The following is an 18233-nucleotide window of genomic DNA, read 5'->3' as shown; positions in this document are numbered from 1 at the left end:
CCGGAGCAGCTGACCGCCATGCCCAAGAGAAGCATCCGAGGATGAAACAACACGGTATTTCTTCGCAGACTTCCCGCAGACTCGACCTGCATATCCCGCCTGAGAACAAGCTGGCGGCGGCCGGTTACAGGGATCTCCTGATCCTTTTCGAGGAACTCGGAAACCGGCTGGATAAAGGAGAGGTTCGCAAGGAGGAGCTGAGACGGTGGGAGCAGGCGGTGATCGCCCACCTGCACGACCGCGAGATAGACCAATTCATGCGGCTCTCCGATGATGCGGAGTCAGTTCCCCCTTCCCTGCCGGAGCAAAGATGGAGGAAACTCCGCTCCATTCTCCTTGCCCGGAAGGGGCTGAGCCCAAGGATCTGCTGACCGCCAGGCGGTCTGGCCTTTCAGGTGAGACGGGCGCTACAGCTCCAGGATGGCGTAGGGCTGGCCACCCGGCTTTTCGATGTGGCGCGCGACATTGTAGACGGGAACGCCGCCCGGCGTCCGACCCTCATAGGTGCCGTGATGCGCGTGGCCATGCACCACCGCGCCTACCTGGAAACGGTCGATCGTCTCGCCCAGGCGGGCCGAGCCCAGGAAGGCATAAATCTCCGGCGGCTCGCCGGCCACCGTCTCGGCGATCGGCGCATAGTGCAGGATGGCGAGGGATTTTTTCGCCTTGACCTGGCGCAGCGCATTTTCAAGCTTCATCGCCTCCTTCACGGATTCGCCCACCATGGCCTTGATGGCGGGCTCGCCGAACGAGGCGAGCATGCGCTTGCCGAAGCCGCCGGCAAAGCCCTTCACGCCGGCGAAGCCGACGCCCTTCAATTCGATGGTTTGCCCGTCGAGCAGATGCACGCCCGCTTCGCGCAGGATACGCGAGACCTCCTCCATCGCCTCTGACTCGTAGTCGTGATTGCCGAGCACGCCGACGATCGGAATGCCGCAGCCACGCAGATCCTCGGCCAGAAGCTCCGCCTCGCGCGGCTTGCCGAGATCGGTGAGATCCCCCGCCAGGACGAGGATATCGGCATCGCGCGAGACTTCGTTGAACATCTGCCGGTAGGAAATCGTGGCGTCTTCCTTCACATGAAGGTCGCCGATCGCGGCGACCCGCACCACTGGCTCTTCATCCTTCATCGGCTCATCATTCATCGGCCGCTCACACCCTCTGCATCGATATCGGAAAAGCCCCACTCGCGAACATCGATCTCGTAGTCGGCGGCGGAGAACATCCGGCCGCGGCAGATCCTGGTTTGCGGAGGCGGCAGCTGGCGCTGGTGCGACAGCCGGTCGAGCAACTCGTCCATCAGCCAGCTGGGCACCCGGTCGCGTTCGCTCGGATAGATCCAGCGGAAATTGATGAGATGGATGAGCAGCACCTCCCAGTGGACCTCCATATGCTGGAGGAGCCGTTTCCAGTCGATCCGTTCATGGGCGCGCAGGATGAGATGCGCCACATCCGCTCCGTCATAGCGGTTGCGGTTCTGGATGAAGAGCTTTGACCAGACGAGCTCGGTCGGGCCGACCAAGCGAACCGGATGCCCGAGCACATTTGTCTGGCAGGAATGCTCGAACCAGAGGTCTGAGACGGGGGTCGTGCCATTCGAGGAGGCGAAGATCACATCGAAGAAGATCGGGCGGCGGTGGACCTTCCCGATCCAGCGCTCGTCTTCGATCTCGACCTCATAGTCCTTGCTCTTGAAATAGGAGAGCAGCCGCGGCCAGTCGCCTGCCTTGCAGAAGATGTCGAAGTCCTTGGTGAGGCGTGAAATGCCCGTATAGGCGGCGACAGCGAAGGTGCCGGCCACCAGGAAGGGGATGCCCGTCTCCAAGAGTTCGCCGATGGCCTCGGCATAAAAACTCTCCGCCTCGGCATTGTCGAGGATGGGCTCCGCACGCGCTTCCAGCGGTGCCGTCGAGAGGAGAAAGCCTTCCGGATCACTGACCATCGCAATCGTCCCATGAATCGTCCCCGAACAATTCCCAGCGCGGCGAGCGGTTCCGCATTCGCCCTAGCACGGCTGCGGCGGATGCTCACCGGATCGCGAAGAGGAGGGCGATGCCGCCGCAATAGGCGAGGATGATGGCTACCGAATCATAGCCCATCCGCAGCAGCGAGCCCTCGCGCCGCTGGGCGAGGCCGGCCAGGAACATGGCCGTGAGGATGATCGCGAGCAACGCGCCGAAGGTCGAGAACGCCCCGATGTCGGCAAGCACCGGGCCGCCGGGAGCGAGTATGTCGATCAGGAAGATCAGCGCGACATTGAGGAGATTGGTCCCGAGCACGTCGGAAATCGCCATGACGAAGTGGCCATGGCGCGCCGCTGCAAGGGCCGTGCTGGCCTCGGGCAGCGAGGTCGAGACGGCAATCAGCACGAAGCCGACAAAACCGGCGCCGAGGCCGGTCTGTTCGGCGAGCGCCTCGCCGGAGCGGGCGACGACAAAGCCGGCTACGAGGATCAGCACGCCCGCCAGCGAAACCCAGAGGAGGGTTTCCCGCAGTCCGGTCCGGCGGCGCCCCTTGTTCTTCTCGACCTCGCGTATGAGATCGCGGTCCGGTCTGCCTTGATCGGCCGCAACCCATGGCTCTCGACCCTCCTCTTGTCCCAGAAGAAAAACGCTTCCCAGATAGAAGAGAAGGCAGATCCAGGACCACACGCCAGCTCCGAAGACCAGGAAATCGCCCACCACCATTCCGCAGACCACGATGGCGAGCAGGAGCACATTCAGGTTGCCTCCGAGCATCACGGCCGGTTCCGGCACGGAGGCGGTGAGCGGCCGGCGCCCCACGGCGAAATCCACCGCCGCGAGCAGCACCACATGGATGGCCGCCGTTCCTAGGAGGTTGTTGGCGGCAAGATCGGCATGCCCGTCGAGGGTCGCGACCACCGTAACCGCGATTTCCGGAAGCGAGGTGATCCCGGCAAGCAGGATGAAGCCCATGGCGGCATGGCCGATTCCGGTGATGCTGCTGATCGTGTCCGCGTAAAGCGAAAGGCGCGAGCCGGCGAAAAAGACCACGACGGCGGCGGCCAGGAAGAGAAGCAGATTGAGGGCGAGCGGAAGTTCGGTGAAGGCGGGCATCGGCCCCTGCGAGCGGTCTGAAATAATGGCCGGATGGAGCGGCGACCCCGGCCGCTCCATCCGGTCGTCCCTGTCAGCTTTTCTCGCTGGAGACCACCCGGACCTTGGTGGCCAGCGGACCCGTGTCGCCGACCTCCTCCACGTAGTGAACCTCGGTGCCGACCCGCAGCTTGTCGAAATCGCCCTGCAGCATCGCGTTGCGGTGGAAATAGAGCGAGCCCCCGGTATTGGTCAAAAGGAAACCGTGGTCGTCCTCGGGGAAGAGCTGCGCCACCTGGCCGAGGAACTGGTTTTGGGAGTCGTGGTGCGCCTCCTTGTTGCGGCCGTCCCGCGATTCCTTGAGCTGCGCCAGCCGGCGCTCGGCAATATTGAAGGCGTCGTTGATCGCGTTGCGCAAGTCGGGGCTCTGGTATTTCTGCTGCAGGCGGTCGGGCTCGTAAGCCACCACCACGGGGGCCGTGCCCGGCAGGCTGACCTCGATGCGCACCACGGGCGGGAGCGTCCCTTCGACATTTTGCGCCCGCTGGTCGACCGTCACCCGGCAGCCGATGATGCGATCGTGATAGGTGTGCAGCTTGTCGACGCGGGCGCGGATCTCCTCCTCTGCCCAGTCGGATTTCTCGGCCTTGTGAAACGCAATCTGAAGCGGGACTTGCATGGATTTCCTCTTCTCTGTGAGCCCGCCATGCGGGTTGTTTGTGCCTCCAAAACCTCCATCCCAAACACTTGTTCCGAGTGCACGAAGGCCGGAACCTGGTGCGCAGGCGGGCGTTAGGGTCCGGTCAATGAAGGAGAAATTCGACGTGAACGAAAAGCCCAAGGTGACGGTCGAGCCTTTTCGCGGCACGGTGAACGTCATGTTCTCGGACGCCATGGTGGCCTCGACCAAGAACGCGCTCCTGCTCAAGGAGGAGGGCCGGGATCCCGTCTTCTACATCCCGTTCCAGGACATCTATTTCGACTTCTTCAGCGACTCCCCCACGCAGACGCACTGTCCGCTGAAGGGCCAGGCGAGATACTGGAGCGTAGGCGCGGTGGGGGAATCGGCAAAGGATGCGCTCTGGGCCTATGACCAACCACCGCCCGAACTCGGCACCATTCGCCAGCATGCCGCGTTCGATGCCGCCAAGGTGAGGATCGAGGCCGTCAGCCAGGAAGATCTTGTGCACACGCCGCATGTGCCCTGAGCGACGGTGGCGGAGATGAACCCACCCAAGCCGAGGACGGGGGGAGACGCTCCTACTGTCGACCGTCTGCGAGCAGACATCGACGAGGGGCGGACCGGCGAGAAGATCGCCTATCCGGATCCGGCTGCAGCGCCGCTCGGCGCCGACGACGAGGCCGCAGGAACGCCGCCGACGGCCGAACAGCGGCGGCAGGAGCTTGAAAACCGGCCCGAGGGAAAGGCGCAGACGCGCAAGGAGCCCGGTTCGCTCCTGCTTTATGGCTTGCTTATTGTGGGGATCGGGTTCGTGGTCGTGGCCGCTCTAGTTCTGTTCCAGACGTGAAGCAAAATGAACGGACCGCGCCCCGTCCCTGACCCGATCCCGCCCGATCTGCCGCCGGAACCCGCGCCGGACCCGCAGCCCGTCCGTGAGCCGGATCCGGAGCGCCTTCCTGACGAGTCGCCATGGCCAAACCCGGACGAGAACGAGAATCCACCGCGGCAGTTGCGTCAGGGAGGGAAGTTATAGCGCAACAACGACCTACTGGCGGTCGCCGTAAAGCTCTCTCGTCTTGTCGTCGCGGACCACCTTTTCGGTAGGCGTCAAGCGGCGCCGTTTGAGGAGAGCGTAGATCACGAGGGCGCCGATCAGGAAGGGCATGATGGCAACCACGAAGAACCAAAGATATTCCGCCATGAGGCACTCCAGATCGAAAGATTAGCGCCCGCTGGGGCGGCGCTTGTCCTGTTCAGAACGGGCAGGCTGTCCGATGGTTCCGCCTGCGGAGCTACCGCTCGGCTTCGCCGGTCGGCGGTACCGGATACCTTGGCGCGCGCGCTTGGCCCAGCCGGGAAGCAGTTCCGCCAGAAGGCTGCGAAGAAAGGTGCGAGGCTTGTTTTCCATGCCTTCGCAACGGTGCCGGAGCCCCTATTGTTCCGCCCGGAGAGCCTGACTGCCGCGCAGCCATCTCAGCACGAGCGATTCCTCCTCGCTCAGCCCCTTGAAGGGCTTGCGGTGGCGCCGGCGGATCTCCAGCATTTCGGCCGCCAGCCGACCTTCCTCCCAGGCTTCGATGACTGCCGGATGGATATAGCAGCGCCGGCAGACCGCGCGGGTATTGTTGAGGCGGCGGGCGACCCGATCGACGATCGCGTTGAGCTGACGGTTCATGCCTCGCTTGCTGGCCTCCGGCGGCTCGACTGCAAGCAGGATGGCGGCAGCGCGCGTAGCACCCCAGGTGCGAAAGTGTTTCGACGTGAAACCCTCGCCGGCATGGGCACGAATATAGGCGTTGACGTCATGCGAGTTGACCGGCTTGCGGAGGCCATCATCGTCGAGATACTGGAACAGGTGCTGCCCTGGCAGTTCCTGGATGGTGCGGACCACGCGCGCTATGCGGCGGTCCGCAAGCCTCAGATTCCATTCCTGCCCGGACTTGCCCCGGAATGAGAATCGGAGGCTCACGCCCTCCACTTCCACATGCCTGGTGCGCAGGGTAGTGAGCCCAAAGCTTTTGTTCTCCTTGGTGTAGGCCTCATTGCCGATGCGGATCATCGTATTGTCGAGCAGCCAGACGATCGAGGCGATGGCTCGCTCCATCGGAACGCCGCGCCGCGCAAGGTCGACGTCCACCTGCGCCCGAAGCTTCGGCAATGCTTCGGCGAACGCGACGAGGCTCGAGAATTTCGCCTCGTCGCGGCAAATGAACCAGTCGGCATGGTAGCGATATTGCTTTCGGCCGCGCTGGTCCCGGCCCGTGGCCTGGATATGGCCGTCCGCACGCGTACAGATCCACACATCCGTCCACGCCGGCGGGATGGCGAGCTTGCGGATGCGCGCGAGGGTTTCGGCATCCTCGATACGGCTGCCATCGGGCATGGTATAGAAAAAGCCTTTGCCCGCACGCCGCCGGCGGATGCCAGGCTCGACATCGCTGACATAGGTCAAGTCGGCGCGCTGCGCATCCTCGATCGGGTCGCGAATCGCCAGCGCGGGGTGGTCTAAAGTCTTGAGCATGGGCTCCCCTGGCCCGCCCTGTTGCGGGGCATCAGCTCTAATGAGCGGAGCTGCTCATTGTTCCTTTTGCGCAGCAGGTGGGCGCAAATCGGTGGAACGACGGCAAAAAAACCTTGCCGCGACACCGCTGCAGTTGCCAAGCGCGCGATTCGGCGACAAACCTGCGGAAAAGAAATGTGGGGTTGCCATGACTCGCAAGAGAGAGGGGCGCGGGGAGCCGGCGCAGGAGCCGGCCCAAGCTCTCCCTCCCGATCTGATCCTCCTCCTCGAGGAGATCGAAAAGGAACCAGTGCCGCAGAAGCTGCTCGCGCTTGCCGTGCAGTTGCAAGAGGCCTTGGCGGAAAAACGCCGCCGGGATGCGGCCGCCAAGGCCGCGCGCGCGAGAGCGCCCGCCCGCGAGCGGGTCAGGCAGCCGCAATAGGCCGCTTTTCCGCCTCGTAGGCGAGCCGGAACCAGGCAATCGTATCCTCAAGCCCCTGCTTCAGCGGGATACGGGGCTCCCACCCCAGAAGCTGCTTGGCTCGCGCAATATCCGGGCGCCGGCGCTGCGGATCGTCCTGCGGCAAGGGTCGGTAGACGACGCCCGCCGCCTCGGGGATCATCTCGCGCACCAGATCGGCGAGCTCATTGACGGTGAACTCACCGGGATTGCCGAGATTGACCGGCGCCTTTGGATTGGGCTCCACCGCCATCATCGCCAGGAGCCCTTTCACCAGATCCGAGACATGGCAGAAGGAGCGCGTCTGCTCGCCGGTGCCGTAGATCGTCAGCGCCTCGCCGCGCAGCGCCTGATTGATGAAGTTGGAGACGATGCGGCCGTCATCTGCCTGCATGCGCGGTCCATAGGTGTTGAAGATGCGGACTACCCGCGTGTCCACCCGCCCGAGGCGCAGTAGGTCGAAGCAGAGCGCCTCCGCCGCCCGCTTCCCCTCGTCGTAGCAGGCGCGCGGGCCCGTGCAGTTGACATTGCCGCGATAGTCCTCCGGCTGGGGGTGGACTTCGGGGTCGCCATAGACCTCGCTGGTGGAGGCCATCAGGAAGCGGGCGCCGTTCCTCTCGGCCAGATCCAGCAGGTTTCGCGTGCCGACCACGCTTGTCATCATCGTGTGGACCGGATCGGCCTGATAGCGCGGCGGCGATGCGGCGCAGGCGAGGTTGTAGACCTCGTCCAGCGGTCCGTCGATGCTGAGCACGTCGCAGATATCGTGCTGGATGAGCTTGAAATCCGGATGGTTCTCAAGCGGCGCGACATTGGAGCGGGCGCCCGTCAGGAAGCTGTCGACGCAGACGACCGCGTGGCCCTCGGCCAGAAGCGCATCACAAAGATGCGAGCCGACGAACCCCGCTCCGCCCGCCACAAGCACGCGCTTCTTCGTACGCCCGGTCCTGGTGTCTACCGATCCCATGCCGCCTTCCCTTTCTGCGCAGATGCGGAAGCTTTGCCTTGCGCGCGGCCGACGCTGCAGGCCCACCGCATCCCGTCAAACCGCTTTGGCGAGCGCTTCGCTGCTTGCCTCGCGCAGCACCCGTGCCAATTCCCGCGCCCGTACCCTTCCGGTATGGCCCTTGAGCACGCGCGCGCGGGCGGCAGCGCCGATCGCCAGGCGCTTCTCGCCCGACATTTGTCTAATCATCTGGACAACCGCACCACTGTCGTCAGCGAGCAGGATCGATTCTCCGTCGGCGAAGATCTCCTCGATCCCTTCCCAGCGATCGCTGATGATCGGCGCCGCGCAGGCGCCCGCTTCGAAGAGGCGGACACTTGGCGACCAGCCGGCCGCGACCATGTCCGAGCGGGTGGCGTTCAGCGTAAAGCGCTGCCGGCTGTAGAAGGACGCATGCGCCTCCGGCGGCAGATGGGCGATGCGCTCCACATTCTCCGGCCAATCGATGTCGTCGGGATACTGGGGGCCGGCGACAACGAAGCGCTTCTCGGGCAGCCGGCGCGCCGGCTCGATCAACAGCCGCTCCAGGACCGGCTGGCGGTCGGGACTGTAGGTGCCGAGATAGCCGAGATCCCAGCGGGGCGTCTCCCCGGTGGGCGCGTATGCATCCTCGTCCACGGAGCAATAGAGCGCCTCGGCGTGCCGCGCGCCGAACTCGCCCTCGAGAATGTCGAGCACGCCGCCGCCGGAAAAGGAGAAATAGATGTCGAAAAGCGGCACTTGCCGGCGCGCCAGAAACTCCTCCTTCCCGCGCCGGAGCGCAGCCAGCGTCACTGGCGTGTCGATATCGTAGAAGCAGAAGAGCCGCGGCCGCATCTCGGCCACGCGGTTGATGACCGCTATGCCTTCGGGCACATAGGAGCCGATGATGACCGCGTCCGCGTTGCGAATGGCCGGGATGAAACGGTCGAGATCGGCAAGCTCCCTGTAATAGACCAGCCGGCAGAAATCCGGGTCCGGCATGTCGCGGCTGTCCGCGTACCAGGGCACGTCGCGCTCGAGAAAGAGCACCTGATGCCCTTCGGCATGCAATCCGCGCAGCAGCGCGCGATAGGTGGTCGCGTGCCCATTCCCCCAGGAGGAGGAAAGCGTCAGGCCCAGGATGACGATGGACAGGGGCCTGCTCATTCGGCCGCCTCCACGCGCGGTTGCCGGAAGAACTCTGTGACGATCCGGTCGACCTCGGCCGCCCGATGGGCATAGGTATGGTCGCGCAGGATGCGTGCCCGTGCCCGCTCGCCGATCGACTTGGCCCAGGCGGTGTCGAGCCCGGCGAGGATTTCCGCCACCTCCTGCCCGTCCCGCGCCACCAGCACTTCTTCGCCTTCCTTCAGGAAGAAGTCTATGCCCACCCAGGCATCGGTGATCAGGCACGCCCCGGCGCCGGCCGCCTCGAATACGCGCGTGGCCGGCGAGAAACCGTTCTCCGCCATGCTCGAGCGGCTGATATTGAGCACCGCCTTGGGCGTCACGTTGAAGGCGTTGTGGTCGCGCGTCGAGACATGGCCGATATAGCGGACATTCGGGCTCATCGGCTTGTCGCCCCATCCCGACCCGCCGAGTAGGACGGATTGGCCGGGCGACATGGCCGCGGCCTTGAAGAAGAACTCGTCGACCCGCGCCTCGCGGTCGGGCAGACGGTTGCCGAGGAAGGCAAGATCACAGGCGAAGCGGCCCTCCGGCGGCACCGGATGGTGCGTCTCCGGATCGAGCGCATTGTAGATCGGAATGCACTCGCGTGCCCCAATGCCGCGGTAGCCATAGACGACCGGATCGCCGCCGCCATAGGTGAGCACCAGGTCCACCTGTCGTATCTGCTTGTGCAGCGGGTGGTCTGGATTCTGCCGGAGCTCGGCAAGCGTGGCGGGAGCGTCGACGTCCCAATAGATCTTCAAAGCACCCGGCCGCGCATTGGCGAGCACATGCTCCATGAGCATGTCGTCCTCGTAGCCGACGCCGCTCGCCTTGACAACGACATCCGCCTCGCGCGCCTTTTCCGTGACCTGCTTCAGGGCGTCATGCGTGCCGTCATAGACCACGACGCGGCACCAGTCCGGCGGCGCCATATCGCGGTGCGTCTGCCGCTCATAGACATTGGGCTCATAGAAGGTGACGTCATAGCCAAGCTGCGCCAGATGCCTGATGAGCCCGCGGTAATAGGTCGCCGCACCGTTCCAGTAGGACGAAACCAGGCTCGATCCATAAAAGGCGATCTTCATTATTCCGCGGCCTCCATTGGTGCCAACTGCTTTTGAAGCTTCAGCGTCCCATGACGGGAGAGCGCATCGAAAAGTTCATCCACCCGATGCGCGCAGCTATGCCGGCTGCGTATGGTTTCGAGCCCCGCCGCCGAAAGGCTGGCGGCCAGCCCGGAGTCCGAAAGGACGCGGCGGAGCTCGGCCTTCATGTCCTCCCCATTTCTGGCGAACAGGAAATCAGTGCCGGCACGGAACAGTCCCTCCGCGTCGTTCCAAGGCGCGGAGATCAGCGGGATGCCGCAGGCGAGCGCCTCGAACATGCGAATGGTCGGGATGCCCGGCAGGGCCTCGACATAGGGTCGGCGCGGGATATGCATGGTGACCTTGTGGCGGGCGAAGGCGCGGGGCACGTCGGCATTGGCGATCCAGCCTCCATAGGAGAGCCCGGCCCCGGCGAGCGCGTCCAGCGCCTCGGGCGGATAGCGCACGCCGCGCACCATGCCCTTGAGGCCGAGCTTTTTCGCCGGCCCGATCAGGAAATCGTGGATCTCGGCCGTGCGCTCGTCATCGCCCCAATTGCCAATCCAGACGAGGTCGCCCTTCTCCTCGTAGGGCATGGGCCGGAACAGCGTCGTGTCGGCGGCCTCGTGCCAGGTGACCACATTGCGGCCCCATCCGGCTTGAAGATACCGCTCGCGCAGCGTCTCGCCGAAGGCGAGGATCAGGTCGTAATCGCGCAGGCGCAGCTCCGCGATCTGCGGTTCGGCCGAAACGGCACGGTGATGCGTGTCGTGGAAGACGAGAGTGAAGCTGCCACCCTCGGCGCGCGCGCGGCCGATGCGCGCCACCAGCGCTGGATCGGTCCACTCATGCACGACCACAACATCCGCTTCGGCGAGCACCGCCTCATGATCGAAATCGGCGCCATAGCTACGCGACGTCAGCTCGGGAAAGTCCCGCGCGAAGCGCTCGACCGCCGCCTCGCCCTGGTCGCGCAGAAGGTTCTCCCGGCTCCACCCGCCTTCCGGCTCGAGCGCGACCGCGTGATGGCCGCGGCCAATCAACTCGCGCATCACCCCTCGCAGGAAGTGAGCGTTGCCGTGATTCCAGTCGGAGACCAGCGAATGCGTGTAGAAGACGAACTTCATCTCATGCGGCCATCGGTTCATCGACCAGTTGCCGGTAAAGCTCCGCCATGCGCCCAGCCTGGACGTCCGGCGTGAACCGACGCGAGCGGGCGAGCGCCTTCGCCCCCAGTTCCACGCGCAGGCCGGAATCCGAGGCGAGCCTGTTTATCGCCTGCGCAAGGGCGTCAGGGTCGCGCGGATCGAAGAAGATCGCCGCCTCGCTCCACAGTTCCCGGTAGGTGGGAATGTCAGCCAAAACGAGGGCCGCCCCGGCCCGGGCGCCTTCAAGCGCGGCAAGTCCGAAGGGTTCGTAGAGCGAGGGCGATACGACGATGCCCGCGCGCCGCGCCTCCGCGAGTACCTTCCGGTGGGGTATCTCGCCGAGATGCCTGGCGTTGGAAAGAGCGATCTCCTGGCCATTAGGCCCACGGGTCGAGCCGGCCATGGCGACAGGCCAAAGGGTTCGCGCCGCCGCCTCGTCGAGCACATGACCGTTTTTGCCCTCGTCCCACCAGCGCCCGGCGGCGAAGACGAAAGGCTCCTTTTCCATACCGTGGAGGAAGGCGCTGATCGAGTTGTGGACGACGGTCAGGTTGCGCTGCTCGCCATAGCACTCGCCGATGGCCTGGGCGTGGCTGCCGCTGGGCGAGACCAGGACATCCGCCCGCGCCATGCCTTCGGCATTCTGCCGCTTCATCCATGCCCATTCCTTCGGCAACGGCTCCTTGCGCATTGTGTGCCACCAGGTGACGACGCAGGAATGGGAAACGACGACGACCGGCAGGTCCGTCTTCATCCCCGCGGCCTGGGAAGGCAGGTTGAGATGCAGGATGTCGGCCCCTTCCTCTTGAGCGAGCCGGGCGAGCTTCTCCGGCAGGCCGCTGATCGCCGCCTCGTCCGGGGCGATCCAGTCGAGCGGCTCGTCGAGCCAGACCAGCTTGCCCAGGCGCCTGGCCTCCTCAGCCTGCTCCTTGGCGGGCTGCGGCCCAAGCCCTGCGAAGACCACGCCGATATTGTTCGGCAGGAGGCCGCGGGCAAGTTCCATGGCATAGCGCCAGACACCGCCTACCGCATCGACCGTCATCAGCACCCGGCGGTGGTCGAGCGGCGCGCTGTTCCGCGCCGGCACGCGCAGCATGTTCATGCGGTCAGCCTTTCCTGTTGCGCACGCCGCCCCAGACCGCGCGCCTCGCGCAGCCAGTCGGCGAGACTCCTCAACCCGTCGCGCCAGCCGATCTTGGCCACCCAGCCGAGTTCGTTCTGCAGGCGCGCCGTATCAGCAACGAAATAGTACTGATCCCCCGGCCGCCAATCGCCCCAGCCGATGCGGGGCTCCTCGCCGGTTATGCGGCGGATTTCCTGCAGCACCAGCCGCAAACTGACGGCGTTGTGGACCCCGCCGCCCAGATTGAAGGTTCTGCCGCTCACCTCGTCGATTCTCGCGAGCACGGCGCGGTAGGCCGCCACCGCGTCGGCCACGTGCAGCACGTCGCGCACCTGCTTGCCATTGCCATAGATCGCGATCGCCTCGCCCTTGAGGGCGCGAATGAGGAAATGCGCAACCCAGCCCTGATCCTCGGTGCCGAACTGATGCGGGCCGTAGATGCAGCTCATGCGCAGCACCGCCGTTGGGATGCGGAAGGATTTTGCATAATCGAGCACATACTGGTCCGCGACCCCCTTGGAGCAGCCATAGGGAGTGCAAAAGTCGAGCTTGCGATCCTCGCCGATGCCTCTCTGGCGGATGTCCATCGAAGCGGGAATGTAGCGGTCCTCGAGCTCGATCATCTCCAGATCGTCAAGCGCGCCATAGACCTTGTTTGTGCTGGCGAAGATGACCGGCGTCCGGCGCCCGGATGCGCGCACGGCTTCCAGGATGTTCAGAGTCCCCCGCGCATTGACCTCGAAGTCCTCGAACGGATCTTCGAGGCTCGTGGTCACCGCGGTCTGTCCGGCAAGGTGGATCACCGCCTTGGCTTGGGACAGCGCCGGCCGGATCGCGTCAACATCGCGGATATCGGCGACCAAGGGCTCGACCCTGTCGCCAAACTCGCCCTTGAGCCACTCGAGATTTTCCTTGACGCCGGGGCGGCTGAGATTGTCCAGCACCACGACATGGTCGCCGTCGCGCAAGAAACTTTCGGCAAGGTTGCAGCCGATGAAGCCGCTTCCGCCGGTGATGACAACCGGCGCCGCCCTGCCGCCCAGAGCCGGCGCGCTCGGCCGGCCGCTCATGATACCAGCCCCCGCTCCTCGAGTTGCTTGCGCATCTGGGCCGCCTTGTCGACGGCGCCTGTCTCACGCACCCACTCGGCGAATTCAGCCACCGTGTCCTCAAGCCGGTGCTGCGGCTCAAAGCCCAGAAGGTCATGCGCCTTGGAGATGTCGGCGAAGCAGTGGCGGATATCGCCCGAGCGCATCTTGTCGAGGATTTCCGGCTCCACCTCCGGCATGCCCATCGCATCGGCGAGGATCTCGGCCACCTGGCGGATCGTATAGGCATTGCCGCTGCCGACATTGATCACTTGGCCGACCGCGTCCTTGCTCTCGAGCGCCAGGCGGAAGGCGCGGGCCACGTCGCGGACATGCACAAAGTCGCGCTTTTGCCTGCCGTCCTCGAAGATCAGCGGCCGCTGGTTGTTGGCAAGCCGGGAGGCGAAATTGGCGAGCACGCCCGTATAGGGGTTGGACAGCGCCTGGCCCGGTCCGAAGACGTTGAAGAGACGCAGCGCCACCGCCTCGACGGGGTAGGCCTCGCCGAAGATCAGGACGGCGCGCTCCTGCGCATATTTCGTAAGCGCGTAGATCGAGGCGAGTTCTACCGGCTTCTCCTCGTCGGTGGCGATGGGCGTCAGCGGCCGGCCGTCTGCGTCGAAGGGATCCCAGTGCCCGGGCCGCAGCTTGTCCTTGCGCCGGCGCGCGCGGTCGAAGCGGGTTCCGTCGGCGGTCTGGTAGAGACCCTCGCCATAGACACTCATGGATGAGGCGACGACGATGCGCTCGACCGGATTGTCGATCAGACATTCGAGCAGGACACCGGTGCCGAGATCGTTGACGCCCACATAACGCGCAATCTCGTACATGGACTGGCCGACGCCGACCTCGGCCGCCAGGTGAAGGACCACGTCCACCCCCTTCAGGGCGGCTTTCACACGCTCGGGGTCGCGGACATCGCCGAAATGATAGTCGACACGTTCATCCTGCGGCGGCGCCGTTTCCCCATGGACCTGCTCGACCAGACTGTCGAGAACCGTGACTGAATAGCCATTTTCCAGAAGTTCTTCCGTGACTTGACGGCCGATGAAGCCGCAGCCCCCGGTAACCAGCGCTCTCTTGCTCACGGCTGCTCCCGCTTATGATGAAAGGAAGGCGACGCCGGCGACAACGCACAAAATCGCATTTTGGTTCCCCCGTAGACGAGGTGAGCCGGCAAACGGCATGCGCAGGAACTTTTCCGGTGCATCCACGTTGCCTCTCCACACGCGCAATCCGGGCGCGCAGCAGGAACAGCTTGAGCTTAGGGACGGGACGATGTCGCAGGCCAATACGACGACCGATCATGACACCATTCGCAAATGGGCCGAGTCGCGCGGCGGCCGCCCCGCAAGGGTGAAGACCAGCGGGCCTGGCGGCATCCTGCGCATCGATTTCGGCGAACAGGACGACAATCTGGAAGAGATCGACTGGGACGAGTTCTTCCGGGTTTTCGATGAACGGAAGCTGGCCTTCCTCTACCAGGACGAAACCGGCAGCGGCGGCACCAGCCGTTTCAATAAATTCGTTGAGCGATAAGCCGAAACTTTGGGCGGCTCGGCGCGGCTTGCGACGAGCTTGCCGCCCGCCTCCACGGGGCGTGAGGCTGAATTGCCCTTTCGTTCGAAAGACTTAACGGAATCCTTCTTCTTCTACTTGGGAACCACATCACGCCTTCCGGTGTTAAGCCGACGTGATACCCTCACAGGAGAACGGCATGCAAGTCACCATGATAGGCGCCGGCTATGTCGGCCTGACAACCGGCACCTGCCTGGCGAATCTGGGCCACACCGTCCGTTGCTACGACATCAATGCCGCGCGAATAGTCCGTCTGGAGCGATTGGATCTTCCGATCTACGAGCCCGGTCTTGAGGAAGCGATGCGCCGCGCCGTGGCTGACCGGCGGCTGAGTTTCTCCTCGCAGTTGAACGAAAGCGTGGCCGAAGCCGATGCCGTTTTCATCGCGGTCGGCACGCCCTCCGGCCCGGATGGCGGGATCGACCTCTCCCACGTGCTGGCCGCGGCCAAGCAGATCGCGCCCCATCTGAAGCGCGGCGCCCTGGTCGTCGTGAAATCGACCGTCGTGGTGGGCACCGCCCGGCGCGTGCGCGAAATCATCGCCCGCGAGCGCGGCGCTTTCGATGTGCGCGTCGCCTCAAATCCGGAATTCCTGCGCGAAGGTTCGGCAATGGCCGACTTCATGGATCCGGACCGCATCGTCCTCGGCGCCGACGATACCCGATCCCGCAACGTCCTCCGCTCCATCTACCGCTCCTTCGAAAAGAAGGGCGTGCCGATGGTCGTCACCACCACCGGCAACGCGGAGCTGATCAAATATTCGGCTAACGCTTTCCTGGCGCTGAAGATCGGCTTCATCAACGACGTGGCCGACCTTTGTGAGAAGACCGGCGGAGACATCGCCGAGGTCACGCGCGGCATCGGGCTGGATCCGCGCATCGGCGAGGCCTTCCTTTCCCCCGGGCCTGGCTTCGGCGGCTCATGCTTTCCCAAGGACACGCGCGCCTTTGCCGCGACAGGCCGCGAATATGGCGCGCCGCAAAAGCTGGTCGAGACGCTCATTGCCCGCAACGATCAGCGCAAGACCGCGCTCGCCCGCCGCATCCTCAAGGAGGGGCAGCTCCAGCCCGGCGCTGCCGTGGCGGTCCTGGGCCTCGCCTTCAAGGCCAATACGGATGATGTGCGCGAGGCGGCCGCCCTCACCATTATCCCGGCACTTCAGAAAGCGGGGCTGCGCGTGACGGCCCATGACCCGAAGGCTATCGGCAACGCGCGCCAGTTCGTCCAGGACGTGACCTGGGCCGACTGCCCGTATAAAGCCTGCGCCGGCGCCTCGGCCGTGGTTATCCTGACGGAATGGGACGAGTACCGGCAGCTCAATTTCGGCCGCCTCGCCCGCACGCTTTCGGGCGATGCCGTGTTCGACTACCGCAACCTGTTCGAGCCGCGGGCGGTCACCCAACACGGGCTGCGTTATTTCAGCCTCGGTCGCGCCGCGGCCGCAGTCGCCCAGCGGGCCGGGGTGGCTGCGATAGACACCTGGGACCGGCGAGTGGCAGCTCCGGGCCACGCATAAATCTTCCCCTGCGCTTCCGGGCGCAGGGAACAGGCCCTTCAGTCAGGCTCTTTGAGAGGCATGGAACCACTGCTGATCGACGCGGCGGCGAAGGTGGAGGCATTGGCGCGAGTCATGCCCGACTGGCTGTTTTCCGCCGTGGCCTTGCTGCTGGCCGCCGCCGCCGCGCTTCTGCTGCATGTCCTGCTGCATCGCTCTTTGACGCGCTTCGTTGCGCGCCGGGACCTCTTTTGGCGCTCGCTTGTCTCCCGGTCCGCCAATCCGCTGCGGCTGATCCTTGTGGTTGCGGCGCTTGCGCTCCTGGCGCCCCTGGTGCCCTTCACGAGCGGCCAGAAAGAGATTTTCCGGCATGTGCTCCTGCTCGGCGTTATCGCGGTGCTGATGTGGCTGGCGCAGCTAGTGCTGCATATCTTCACGACGCTGCACCTGCGCCGTTTCAAGCTCGACACGGATGACAATTTCCTGGCGCGCAAGCATGTAACGCAGTCTCGGATCCTGCAGCGGGTTGCGAGCACCCTCATCGTCATCGTCGGCATCGGCGCCATGCTGACCACGTTCGAGGCGGTGCGCCAGTACGGCATCAGCCTTCTGGCGTCGGCGGGGGCGGCGGGCATCGTCGTGGGTCTTGCGCTCCAGCCCTTGCTGAAGAACCTGTTCGCAGGCATCCAGCTCGCCATCACCCAGCCAATCCGCATCGACGACGCGCTGATCGTCGAGGGCGAATACGGCAATGTGGAAGAGATCACGTCGACCTATGTGGTCGTACGCACCTGGGATCGACGGCGTCTGATCGTGCCGCTCAACTATTTCATGGAGCGCCCCTTCCAGAACTGGACGCGCGAGGACACGGCGCTCACTGGCGAGGTTTATCTCTACCTCGACTTTTCGGTGCCGGTCGCTGCCCTCAGACGCAAGGCGCAGGAAATCGTACGCGCCTCGCCGCTGTGGGATGGCGACATCTTCAGCCTGCAGGTCACCGACTTCCGTGAGAACACGATGCAGCTACGCATCCTGGCGAGCGCGGCGAATTCGGGCGCGGCATTCGACCTGCGATGCCAGATCAGGGAAGAGCTGATCACCTATCTCAACGAGCATTTCCCGCATGCGCTGCCGCGCTTCAGAGCCGAGCTCGACGGCGCCCAACGCGTCATGCGGCAAGAGCAGGATTCTTACCAGGGTGATTTCGACCGGAAAGGGAGCCGCCAATGAACACCGCGAACCTGCAAATGGAAGGCGTACTGATGGCCGTCGCCTCGCTCTGCCGCCTGTTGCGCCAGAAGGGCATTGCCGATGCGGCGGAAATCGAGACGGCGCTCGCCGAGGCTGAAGCTACGCTCGCCAATGACAGCCGCCGCCCCGATCAGATCTCGCACTCCAACGTGGAGGCGGTGCTTTTCCCGATCCGCTTCCTGCGCGAAGCGAACCGGCGGGACGTGCCCGGCGGCCAGATCTCCTACACGGAACTGACCACCATCGTCGGCCGGACGCACAGATAGGCTCAGTCTTTTTCCTTGCGCTGGTCCTCCTCGCCGTCGCCGGTTTGGTCGCCGCCGTCCGGTTCGTCCTGCCAGTGATCGATCCCGTCGCCATGCAGGGAAAGGTCCACCGGCCTTATCTTCTCTCCGCCTTTGATGCCCGGGACATCGGGCACCACGTCTTCGGGCGCGGGGCCCGTCGCCTGCTTCAGGACCTCGCGGCCCGTTTCCGGCGGCATCTCCTTTGCCTTGACGCCATTCTTCTCCTTGTCGCTCTCGGCCATGGGACCTCCGATCCAAAACCCCTCAACCGGCCGTGCAGGACATTGTTCCGGCGGCGCGGAACAAACCTGGGGGCGCAAAGTTTGGAAACACCGATCGG

22 protein-coding genes are annotated in these 18233 nt (G+C 64.7%); 8 read left to right on the top strand and 14 right to left on the bottom strand.

Annotated elements, in window-relative coordinates:
* Positions 1–41: 41 nt before the first annotated feature.
* Positions 42–371, top strand: a complete 330-nt coding sequence (locus tag RIN79_RS11470) for a hypothetical protein (protein WP_309084787.1) — start codon at positions 42–44, stop codon at positions 369–371.
* A 36-nt stretch (positions 372–407) separates the two neighbouring features.
* On the opposite strand, the gene RIN79_RS11465 is transcribed toward RIN79_RS11470, so the two are convergent.
* From RIN79_RS11465 to RIN79_RS11450, 4 genes are all read right to left on the bottom strand, one after another.
* Complete coding sequence (locus RIN79_RS11465; RefSeq protein WP_309084786.1) at positions 408–1145, bottom strand: metallophosphoesterase; 738 nt, start codon at positions 1143–1145, stop codon at positions 408–410.
* Complete coding sequence (locus tag RIN79_RS11460; protein ID WP_309084785.1) at positions 1142–1942, bottom strand: hypothetical protein; 801 nt, start codon at positions 1940–1942, stop codon at positions 1142–1144. Before RIN79_RS11460 ends, RIN79_RS11465 begins: the two co-directional genes overlap by 4 nt.
* A gap of 85 nt (positions 1943–2027) precedes the next feature.
* Positions 2028–3137, bottom strand: a complete 1110-nt coding sequence (locus tag RIN79_RS11455; RefSeq protein WP_309084784.1) for a sodium:calcium antiporter — start codon at positions 3135–3137, stop codon at positions 2028–2030.
* A 13-nt stretch (positions 3138–3150) separates the two neighbouring features.
* Entirely contained in the window at positions 3151–3735 is a 585-nt protein-coding gene (locus tag RIN79_RS11450; RefSeq protein ID WP_309084783.1) for an HPF/RaiA family ribosome-associated protein, read from the bottom strand.
* Between the two features lie 127 nt (positions 3736–3862).
* On the opposite strand from RIN79_RS11450, the gene RIN79_RS11445 reads away from it, so the two are divergent.
* Both RIN79_RS11445 and RIN79_RS11440 read left to right on the top strand, forming a co-directional pair.
* The gene (locus RIN79_RS11445; RefSeq protein ID WP_309084782.1) at positions 3863–4264 is read left to right on the top strand and encodes a DUF427 domain-containing protein; all 402 of its coding nucleotides are present in this window, start codon (positions 3863–3865) and stop codon (positions 4262–4264) included.
* A 15-nt stretch (positions 4265–4279) separates the two neighbouring features.
* On the top strand, positions 4280–4585 hold the full coding sequence (locus tag RIN79_RS11440) for a hypothetical protein (protein WP_309084781.1): 306 nt from the start codon (positions 4280–4282) through the stop codon (positions 4583–4585).
* Between the two features lie 198 nt (positions 4586–4783).
* Here the strand turns inward: RIN79_RS11440 and RIN79_RS11430 are convergent, their stop codons facing one another.
* Together RIN79_RS11430 and RIN79_RS11425 are read right to left on the bottom strand one after the other, a co-directional pair.
* Positions 4784–4939 carry a hypothetical protein gene (locus RIN79_RS11430; protein ID WP_309084779.1) on the bottom strand — a complete coding sequence of 52 codons (156 nt, stop codon included), beginning with the start codon at positions 4937–4939 and terminating at the stop codon, positions 4784–4786.
* A 231-nt stretch (positions 4940–5170) separates the two neighbouring features.
* Positions 5171–6259 (bottom strand): DNA topoisomerase IB, encoded by a 1089-nt coding sequence (locus RIN79_RS11425; protein WP_309084778.1) that lies wholly within the window; start codon positions 6257–6259, stop codon positions 5171–5173.
* A 91-nt stretch (positions 6260–6350) separates the two neighbouring features.
* On the opposite strand from RIN79_RS11425, the gene RIN79_RS11420 reads away from it, so the two are divergent.
* The gene (locus RIN79_RS11420) at positions 6351–6680 is read left to right on the top strand and encodes a hypothetical protein (RefSeq protein WP_309084777.1); all 330 of its coding nucleotides are present in this window, start codon (positions 6351–6353) and stop codon (positions 6678–6680) included.
* On the opposite strand, the gene RIN79_RS11415 is transcribed toward RIN79_RS11420, so the two are convergent.
* The 7 genes from RIN79_RS11415 to RIN79_RS11385 all read right to left on the bottom strand — a co-directional run bounded on the left by RIN79_RS11415 (position 6664) and on the right by RIN79_RS11385 (position 14370).
* Positions 6664–7665, bottom strand: a complete 1002-nt coding sequence (locus RIN79_RS11415; protein WP_309084776.1) for an SDR family oxidoreductase — start codon at positions 7663–7665, stop codon at positions 6664–6666. The genes RIN79_RS11420 and RIN79_RS11415 overlap by 17 nt on opposite strands.
* Positions 7666–7740: 75 nt before the next feature.
* Entirely contained in the window at positions 7741–8832 is a 1092-nt protein-coding gene (locus tag RIN79_RS11410; protein ID WP_309084775.1) for a glycosyltransferase, read from the bottom strand.
* On the bottom strand, positions 8829–9923 hold the full coding sequence (locus RIN79_RS11405; RefSeq protein ID WP_309084774.1) for a glycosyltransferase: 1095 nt from the start codon (positions 9921–9923) through the stop codon (positions 8829–8831). Before RIN79_RS11405 ends, RIN79_RS11410 begins: the two co-directional genes overlap by 4 nt.
* Positions 9923–11050, bottom strand: a complete 1128-nt coding sequence (locus tag RIN79_RS11400; protein WP_309084821.1) for a glycosyltransferase — start codon at positions 11048–11050, stop codon at positions 9923–9925. The genes RIN79_RS11405 and RIN79_RS11400 overlap by 1 nt, the downstream gene beginning before the upstream one ends.
* 1 nt (position 11051) lies before the next feature.
* The gene (locus RIN79_RS11395; RefSeq protein ID WP_309084820.1) at positions 11052–12167 is read right to left on the bottom strand and encodes a glycosyltransferase family 4 protein; all 1116 of its coding nucleotides are present in this window, start codon (positions 12165–12167) and stop codon (positions 11052–11054) included.
* A 2-nt stretch (positions 12168–12169) separates the two neighbouring features.
* Positions 12170–13264: an SDR family NAD(P)-dependent oxidoreductase gene (locus RIN79_RS11390; protein WP_309084773.1), complete on the bottom strand. Its 1095-nt coding sequence runs from the start codon at positions 13262–13264 to the stop codon at positions 12170–12172.
* Positions 13261–14370, bottom strand: coding sequence for an SDR family NAD(P)-dependent oxidoreductase (locus RIN79_RS11385; RefSeq protein WP_309084772.1), 1110 nt, complete (start codon positions 14368–14370; stop codon positions 13261–13263). Before RIN79_RS11385 ends, RIN79_RS11390 begins: the two co-directional genes overlap by 4 nt.
* A 190-nt stretch (positions 14371–14560) precedes the next feature.
* Between RIN79_RS11385 and RIN79_RS11380 the strand changes: the two genes are divergently transcribed.
* The 4 genes from RIN79_RS11380 to RIN79_RS11365 all read left to right on the top strand — a co-directional run bounded on the left by RIN79_RS11380 (position 14561) and on the right by RIN79_RS11365 (position 17872).
* The gene (locus RIN79_RS11380; RefSeq protein WP_309084819.1) at positions 14561–14821 is read left to right on the top strand and encodes a hypothetical protein; all 261 of its coding nucleotides are present in this window, start codon (positions 14561–14563) and stop codon (positions 14819–14821) included.
* Between the two features lie 178 nt (positions 14822–14999).
* On the top strand, positions 15000–16376 hold the full coding sequence (locus RIN79_RS11375; protein WP_309084771.1) for a UDP-glucose/GDP-mannose dehydrogenase family protein: 1377 nt from the start codon (positions 15000–15002) through the stop codon (positions 16374–16376).
* Positions 16377–16436: 60 nt separating this feature from the next.
* A complete protein-coding gene (locus RIN79_RS11370) occupies positions 16437–17585 on the top strand; it encodes a mechanosensitive ion channel family protein (RefSeq protein WP_309084770.1) in 1149 nt (382 codons plus the stop codon).
* A complete protein-coding gene (locus tag RIN79_RS11365) occupies positions 17582–17872 on the top strand; it encodes a hypothetical protein (protein WP_309084769.1) in 291 nt (96 codons plus the stop codon). Before RIN79_RS11370 ends, RIN79_RS11365 begins: the two co-directional genes overlap by 4 nt.
* Before the next feature lie 2 nt (positions 17873–17874).
* Here the strand turns inward: RIN79_RS11365 and RIN79_RS11360 are convergent, their stop codons facing one another.
* Positions 17875–18135 (bottom strand): hypothetical protein, encoded by a 261-nt coding sequence (locus RIN79_RS11360; RefSeq protein ID WP_309084768.1) that lies wholly within the window; start codon positions 18133–18135, stop codon positions 17875–17877.
* Between the last annotated feature and the right edge of the window lie 98 nt (positions 18136–18233).

It is taken from the genome of Chelativorans sp. (genome assembly GCF_031180965.1).
In the GTDB taxonomy this organism is placed as follows: Bacteria; Pseudomonadota; Alphaproteobacteria; order Rhizobiales; family Rhizobiaceae; genus Chelativorans.
This window is presented reverse-complemented; position numbering and strand designations above follow the sequence as displayed.